The 6,156-nt window shown below is 61.7% G+C and carries 7 protein-coding genes and 1 pseudogene; all 8 read left to right on the forward strand.

Annotated features, from left to right (window positions below; translation table 11 throughout):
• Positions 1 to 248: hypothetical protein (locus tag E5W87_RS32545; RefSeq protein WP_292407185.1), on the forward strand; the 248-nt coding region annotated here is incomplete at its 5' end.
• A gap of 240 nt (positions 249 to 488) precedes the next feature.
• A complete protein-coding gene (locus tag E5W87_RS32550) occupies positions 489 to 1,691 on the forward strand; it encodes an ABC transporter substrate-binding protein (protein WP_292407188.1) in 1,203 nt (400 codons plus the stop codon).
• Between the two features lie 76 nt (positions 1,692 to 1,767).
• Positions 1,768 to 2,634, forward strand: coding sequence for a branched-chain amino acid ABC transporter permease (locus tag E5W87_RS32555; RefSeq protein WP_123145977.1), 867 nt, complete (start codon positions 1,768 to 1,770; stop codon positions 2,632 to 2,634).
• 5 nt (positions 2,635 to 2,639) lie between these two features.
• Positions 2,640 to 3,614: a branched-chain amino acid ABC transporter permease gene (locus E5W87_RS32560; protein WP_292407192.1), complete on the forward strand. Its 975-nt coding sequence runs from the start codon at positions 2,640 to 2,642 to the stop codon at positions 3,612 to 3,614.
• A gap of 4 nt (positions 3,615 to 3,618) precedes the next feature.
• Positions 3,619 to 4,398, forward strand: coding sequence for an ABC transporter ATP-binding protein (locus E5W87_RS32565; protein WP_292407194.1), 780 nt, complete (start codon positions 3,619 to 3,621; stop codon positions 4,396 to 4,398).
• A gap of 2 nt (positions 4,399 to 4,400) precedes the next feature.
• A complete protein-coding gene (locus E5W87_RS32570; protein WP_023797265.1) occupies positions 4,401 to 5,123 on the forward strand; it encodes an ABC transporter ATP-binding protein in 723 nt (240 codons plus the stop codon).
• Positions 5,124 to 5,131: 8 nt separating this feature from the next.
• Positions 5,132 to 5,872, forward strand: a complete 741-nt coding sequence (locus tag E5W87_RS32575) for an aspartate/glutamate racemase family protein (protein ID WP_292407199.1) — start codon at positions 5,132 to 5,134, stop codon at positions 5,870 to 5,872.
• A 102-nt stretch (positions 5,873 to 5,974) separates the two neighbouring features.
• A pseudogene (locus tag E5W87_RS32580) lies at positions 5,975 to 6,156 on the forward strand (GntR family transcriptional regulator); the annotation flags it as partial.

A 6,156-nucleotide genomic window follows, 5' to 3' on the forward strand; every position in this document is an offset into this window, starting at 1 on the left:
CTTTACATCGACGACAGAACCGACAGCGGTGCAGCTTGCAATTTTTCGCCGAACGTCGTCACACGGTGATGGTCGTGCAGCACCAGCCCGCGCACAAAACGATCGCGGACTCCTTCCTGCAACTGGCGCAATCCCCGAAAGTCCTGCGGAACCGTTGCGGAGGCCTTCACCTCGATACCGACGACCCGACCGCGTCGACCCTCGATCACGACGCCGACCTCGTCCTAATCCTCGGTCCGGTAGTGTGAGAAAGACACCCGTCGCTCTGACCACGATGCGAGCTTCAGGAATTCCGACACCACGAACCCCTCGAGCAAAGCACCGAACCGCGATCGGTCCTACGTTCTTCATCTACGGCCGCTCACAAGATTGTCAACAATCTGAGAAAGTTTTGTTGACAGGTGATTGATTTGAGCCTTCACTCACAAAGTCCGCGTATCGGTCGAGTTCTGTCGCAACAATGCGCGGCCTCCAAAGGGGAAAGAACAATGATCAACAGACGTTCAATAATCACATCCGCGGCGCGCGGCGCCGTCTCCGCGCTGGCAATCATGGCCGGCGGCACAATCGCGGTGCACGCCGCCAACAAGGAACTCAAGATCGGCTTTGTCGGCGTGACGAGTGGCGCGGCCGCTGCGTGGGGCACATCCAACGTCCGCTCGATGCAGACGCGCGCCGCCTGGATCAACGAAACCGGCGGTGTGAAGATTGGTGACGAGACCTATGACATCAAAATCGTCACCTTCGACGACCAGAAGGACCCGAAGCGGGCGATCGCCGGCATGGAGAAGATGGCCCAGGAGGGCATCCACTATGTCGTCGGTCCGAATGTCGACGACGGCGCGGCGGCGGTGCGTCCCGTGGCAGAATCCAAGGGCATCATCTATTTTCCCTACGCATTCCCGAAGGAACTCTACACCCCGCCGGCGTCCAACGCCGTGCTCGGCATGATCGCCAACTATCAGTCGGCTCCGGCGATCTACAAATATCTCATGGAAAACAGGGGCGTGAAAAAAGTTGCCTTTGTCGCCGCCAACGAATCCGATCCGCTGAGCCAGCGGGATGGCGGTGTTGCCGCGGCAAAGGCGCTCGGGCTCGAGGTTGTGGCTGCCACGGATGTCTACCAAAACGATACCCGCGATTTCACGCCGGTACTGACGCCGATCGTTTTGCAAAAACCGGACCTGCTGGTGCTTTCGGGGGTCGCGCCCGGCAATGCGCCGCTGCTGATCCGCGCCGCGCGCGAGCTCGGCTACGAAGGTCTGATCTCCACCGAAACGGCGCAGGACGCCAAGGTGCTGGAAGAGGGCGCGGGCGAGTTGGCTAACGGCTTCATCTCAGTCGGCGGCGCATCGACGCCCGAAATCGCGTCCGACACGATGAAGGAGTTCGTCGACCGCTATACGAAAATGTTCGGCGAATACAATGACGAGTCCAACACCAAGGTCTACGCGCTCGAATACATCATCGAGACACTGAAGGCGAACCCGGCCGCGATCGACAATGTCGAGGAGTTCAAGAAGACGATCGACACTTTCTCGGCGCCCAATCCCTACCTGAAGGACGATGCCAAGCTGACCTATGTCGGAATGACGTCGTTCGGCCAGAAGCGCCAGCTTTCGGTCCCGATGGTGGTCACGGAATACCGCGACGGCAAGTTCGAGACGCTCTTCGTCGCTGAAGTCGATTGACGCAACTGCACCGAAGCGGATTGCCGCAGAGGCTCGAGCATTCGTCTTCAGCCTCTGAACGGCCGGAAACATTCTGATGGAACAAGTCATCGCCAACGGGCTCTATCTTGGCGCGCAATACGCCTTGATCGCGCTCGGCCTGACCCTGATCTTCGCGCTGATGAACGTGCTTAACTTTGCCCATGGGCAGATGTACGTTCTCGGCGGATTCGTCACCTACACGGTCTATGGCCAGCTCGGCATGCCTTTCGTCGTCGCGCTCGTCGCGTCCGGGATCACGCTGCTGGTCATTGGAGCGCTGGTCGAGAAATTCCTTTTCAGAACGGTGATTAAGCGAAGCGTGCGGGAGGAAAGTACGATGCTTCTCGCGGCAGCGGTCGCATTCTTCCTCGACGCCGTGATCCTCCTCCTGTTCGGTGAAAAGCAGCGCGGCGTGCCGAAGATCGTCAACGGCGTCTTCGTCTCCGACAGCCTCATAATGCCTTACGACCGGCTGCTGGTCGGCGCACTCGCCATACTGTTCATCGCCTCCTTCGTGCTTTTCATGCAGTACAGCAAGCCGGGACGCGCCATGCGGGCGCTGGCGCAGGACCGGGTCGCGGCGCAGCTGATGGGCGTCGAGGTCGACCGCTATTCGATGATCGGCTTTGCGCTCGGTGCCATGCTTGCCGGCATAGTCGGCGGGCTGCTGGTCGCCATCACCGGCGTCAATTCGGGCATCGGCGGGCCGATCTCGATCAAGGCGTTCCTGATGGTGATGATCGGCGGGGCCGGCGTGGTCAGCGGAGCGATCGCCGGCGGCTTCATCCTCGGCATGATGGAATCGGTCGGCCTGACGGTCCTACGCCAATATGGCGACGTCACTTATCTCGTCATCTTCGCCGCGCTGATGGTGTTCCTGAGCATCCGCCCGAACGGGCTCATGGGCAAGCCGTGGGGGTGATGGACATGAAGCGTACACGCAACATCCTCGCCGTCGCTGTCTTCATGCTGGTCGTACTCGTCGGCGTGCCCTGGCTGATCGAGGCGACCGGTCGGCTCGACCTCTACTACACGCTGACCTCGGTCGCGCTGCTCAGCATCGCCAGCGCCGGAGTGTGGGTGACTTTCTACATCGGCCGCATCAATATCGGCCAGGGCGCCTTCGCGCTTATGGGTGGCTACGTTTCGGCCATTCTTGTCGTCCAGTACGGTGTGTCGTTCTGGCTGACACTGCCGCTGGCTGGGCTATTCTGCGCCGCTGCAAGCGTGCTGATCGGACTGCCCATCCTCAGGCTTCGCGGCGTCTATTTCGCCATGGTCACGCTGGTTTTGACCGAAGTGGCGCGGCTGCTCGCGCTGGCGCTGCCGATCACCAACGGAGCCAAGGGCATGGTCAGCATTCCGCTCCCCGGCGGCATCTCGATCTTCGGGCTGACCATCCTTCCAGATTTCGCGACGCTCGCCAATCCGCGTCCCGCCTTCTATCTGGTGTCGGTTGTGCTGATGGTGCTTTGCTTTGCGGCGCTCTACCGCCTAGTCCATTCGCGCATCGGCAAACTCTGCCAGTCGTTGCAGCAGAACGAGGAACTGGCCTCCTCGATCGGCGTCAACATCGCCTATCTGCGCGTTATCGCCTACGCCATCTCCTCATTCCTCGGCGGTCTCGGCGGTGCGATGTTCGTCGCCATCTCGCAGTCGATCTATCCGTCGAGCTTCACCGTCACCGACTCGGTGAACTTCATGCTGAACTGCTTCCTCGGCGGGCTCGGCCACGTCTTCGGGCCGATGATCGGCACCTTCGTGCTCTATTTTGGCTGGGATTTCCTGTTCGAGACCGGCGAGTTCCAGTTGCTGATCTTCTCTTCGGTGCTGATCGCGCTGATGCTGTTCCTTCCCAACGGCCTGCTCAGCCTCAGGCTGTTCGGCAAGAAGCAGGGCTAGGACCATGACTGAGCTTCTCCAGATCAAGGCCGTGACCAAACGCTTCGGCGGGCTGGTCGCGGTCAACAATGTTTCCTTCGCGGTCCGCGAACGCGAAATCCTCTCCGTCATCGGCCCCAACGGCGCCGGCAAGTCGACGCTGTTCAAGTTGATTTCCTCTTTCCTCAATCCGACCTCGGGCGAAGTGCTATTCCGGGGAGAGCGGATTTCAGGCCTGGCGCCGCATATCGTCGCCCGGAAGGGCGTAGTGCGCACGTTCCAGGAGACGACGATCTTCAAGGGCATGACGGTGCGCGACAATGTCATCATCGCGCATCACCTGCGTTCCAATGCCAGCCTTGCCGGCTTCTATCTCGGCACGAACACCGCACGGCGCGACGAGGATGAATTCGGCCGCTCGGCCGACGAGATCATCGACTTCCTCGATCTCGGCGTGCAACGGCATGAGATCGCCAGCACGCTGCCGCACGGCCATCTGCGCGCGCTCGGGATTGCCATCGGGCTCGCCACGAACCCGACCGTTGTTCTGCTCGACGAGCCCTTCGCCGGCATGAACCATGACGAAACCGTGCGCGCGGTGGAGATGGTGCGCGGCGTGCGCAAGCGCGGCGTGACTGTCCTGCTGGTCGAGCACGATATGCCCGCCGTCATGAACATTTCCGACCGCATCGTCGTCCTGAACTTCGGTGTGAAAATCGCCGAGGGAACGCCGAAGGAAATCCAGGAGAACGAAAAGGTCATCGAGGCCTATCTCGGCGCCGAAGATGAGACGATCGGATTTTAGCCATGAGCGAACTGCTGAAAGTCTCCGACGTCGAACTCTACTACGACCATGTCTATGCACTGAAGGGCGTGTCGCTCAACGTCAACGAGGGCGAGACCGTCGCGCTGATCGGCGCGAACGGCGCGGGCAAATCCTCGATCCTGCGCGCCATCACCGGCCTGAAGAAAGTCCGCAGCGGCGAGATTCATTTTCGGGGCCACCGCATCGACGGAACGCGCCCGGACGAGCTGGTCAGGATGGGCATCGCCATGGTGCCGGAGGGTCGGCGCGTCTTTTCCTACATGACGGTGCGCGACAATCTGATGATGGGCGCCTTCACCCGCACCGACAAGGCCGAAATCGCCAGGACGCTGGACATGGTGCTCGGGCGCTTTCCGCGCCTGAAGGAACGCTATTCCCAGACGGCGGGCACGATGAGCGGCGGCGAACAGCAGATGCTGGTGATCGGGCGGGCGCTGATGGCCAAACCGAAGCTTCTGCTGCTCGATGAACCCTCGCTCGGCGTCGCGCCGAAGCTCGTCCAGGACATCGCCCGCTCCATCGTGGCGATCAATCGCGACGAAAAGGTCAGCGTTCTCTTAGTCGAGCAGAATTCGCGCATGGCGCTGCGCATCTCGCAGCGCGCCTACGCACTGACGACCGGAAAGATCGCGCTGGCGGGACATTCGGCTGAGCTGCTTGGCGACGACCGGGTCAAGAAACTCTATCTCGGCGGCGAAATATGAAAGCGCAAATGGACATACTCGTCGTCAATCCCAACACCACCGCGTCCATGACCGAAAAGATCGGCGAGGCGGCGCGCGGCGCGGCTTCGGCCGGCACCAGGATCATCGCCGTCAATCCGAAGGACGGGCCGCCGAGCGTCGAAGGCTATTTCGACGAGGTCTTCGCCATCCCGGGAATGATCGGCGAGATCCAGAGACATCCGGCGGCGAGCGCCTGCGTCATCGCCTGCTTCGACGACACCGGCCTCGACGCAGTACGCTGCGTCGGCGAGATGCCGGTGGTCGGCATCGGCGAAGCGGCGTTTCACATGGCGAGCCTAATTGCCGGCAAGTTCAGCGTGGTGACGACGCTGTCGCGTTCGGTGCCGGCGATCGAGCACAATCTGGTGCGCTACGGCCTCGCCAGCCGCTGCGCCAGGGTGCGGGCAAGCGACGTTCCCGTTCTGGAGCTCGAAGTGCCCGGCTCTAACGCCCGCGATCGAATTTCGGAGGAGATCGAGCGCGCCATCCGCGACGACCGGGCCGAAGCGATTGTGCTGGGATGCGCCGGCATGGCCGACCTCGCCGCCGCGCTCAGCCGCGAACATGGCCTTCCTGTGCTCGACGGCGTCGCCTGCGCGGTACAACTCTGCGAGAGCCTCGTCAGCCTTGGCCTGTCGACCTCGAAGCGCGGCGGCTACCAGGTTCCACTCGAAAAATCCTTCGCCGGAATCTTTGCGCACTTTTCGCCCTCCGGCCGTGTATCCTGATGCGTGCAAAATTGTTGACATTCCCACACAGGATGTTCGATGTCCGGCCGGAAATGCGGTGTTCGCGCCGCTATGCGATCCGACCGCCGGGACAATGAGACGATGGACCTGCTTGGACCAAAGACTCGGGATGGCGACAAGCCGACGATGCGCTGGTTTCCGGTCTATGCCGGCCTGCGCGACGCCATCGTCAGCCACCGCCTCGCACCGGGCACAAAGCTGCCCGAGGACGAGCTCGCCTCGATCTATTCGGTGAAACGCGCGGTGATACGCGCGGCGCTGCA

This window comes from Mesorhizobium sp., assembly GCF_004962925.1.
In the GTDB taxonomy this organism is placed as follows: Bacteria; Pseudomonadota; Alphaproteobacteria; order Rhizobiales; family Rhizobiaceae; genus Mesorhizobium.